The organism is Rhizobium sp. ZW T2_16 (genome assembly GCF_044987325.1).
Classification (GTDB): domain Bacteria; phylum Pseudomonadota; class Alphaproteobacteria; order Rhizobiales; family Rhizobiaceae; genus Neorhizobium; species Neorhizobium cellulosilyticum.
In genome coordinates, this window is sequence record NZ_JBJDRG010000062.1 from 1 (window position 1) to 1,387 (window position 1,387).

Sequence of the window (1,387 nt, forward strand, 5' to 3'; positions counted from 1 at the left end):
TTGATGCTGTGGACGGCTCCTCCGCCGGCATCGCGATGTGCCATATTCGCGGTGCTGTTAGGAACCGCATGGGAGGAGCCATCCATGGAAGAGATTACCACGATTGGAGTCGACATTGCTAAGTCGGTGTTCCAGGTTCACGCCATTTCCGCAACCGGCGCGGTCCTCGTCCGCCGACAATTGAAGCGCCGCTACGTCGTTCAGTTTTTTGCGAACCTCACCCCCTGTCTTGTTGGTATAGAAGCTTGCGCAACCGCGCATCACTGGGGTCGTGAGCTGGAGAAACTCGGGCACCGAGTGCGGCTTATGCCGCCGCGCTATGTGAAGCCTTACGTCAAACGCAACAAAAACGATGCGGCGGATGCTGAGGCGATATGCGAAGCCGTGACACGGCCGAACATGCGCTTTGTTCCGATCAAGACAGCCGATCAGCAATCGATCCTGATGCTTCATCGGACCCGCATGCTGTTTATTCGCCAGCGCACGATGACCATCAACGCTGTCCGTGCCCACCTCGCCGAGTTCGGTATTGTTGCGGGGATCGGTCGTAACGGGCTGATTGAGCTTCTCAATCTCATTCGCAAGGGTGAGAAACCTGAGATACCAGCCGAAGCATGTTCATGTCTTGCCGCCTTGGCCGACCAGGTCGATCTCTTGAAGCAGCGAATACTGGAACTGGATCGGCAGATCATGAAGTGGCACCGCGCCCATGATCTCAGCCGTAAGCTCGAAGGCATTCCAGGTGTTGGTCCATTGGTAGCAACCGCACTGGCTGCCAGCGTTCCCGACCCCGGCGTCTTCCGTTCCGGTCGCGATCTGAGTGCCTGGATTGGCCTAGTCCCGAAACAGAACTCCAGTGGCGGCAAGGAGAAACTCGGCGGGATCAGCAAGGCTGGGAACCGATATCTACGGCAATTATTGGTGGTTGGCGCGATGGCGGTGATCAAGCGAGCCAAGCTATTGGGCTATACCCGCCATCCTTGGCTGGTCTCATTGATGGAACGCCGATCAACGAAGGTCGCCGCAGTAGCGCTCGCCAACAAAATGGCACGGGTTGCATGGGCAATCATGAGCCGGAATGAACCCTATAGAATAGTGCCGGTCACCGCCGGAAATTGATACACGGCGCATGTGCCGTGAACGTCGTTGGTAAGAGCAGGAGACTTATAACGCACCTACGCCAGTCGGCCCAAGGAAAGGGACAACCCATTTTGCGCCAGGCGCTTCGAGCGCGGGCTTTTGACCGGGACCCAATCCGCGGAGAGCATTATGGCCAGCGGCCTCGTTCTGTGCCGCATCCAAAGGCCGGACACATGGCAGCTCCGACCAGCAACGTGCAAAAAGTCGACAAAACTCTTGCCAAACCGGAGCCGTCCACACATGGCGC

General features: G+C 57.6%; 1 protein-coding gene. It reads left to right on the plus strand.

The genetic code is table 11. From position 1 onward, the window contains the following. Positions 1–84: 84 nt before the first annotated feature. Complete coding sequence (locus ACI3K0_RS30710) at positions 85–1,119, plus strand: IS110 family transposase (RefSeq protein WP_206829625.1); 1,035 nt, start codon at positions 85–87, stop codon at positions 1,117–1,119. Positions 1,120–1,387: the final 268 nt, after the last annotated feature.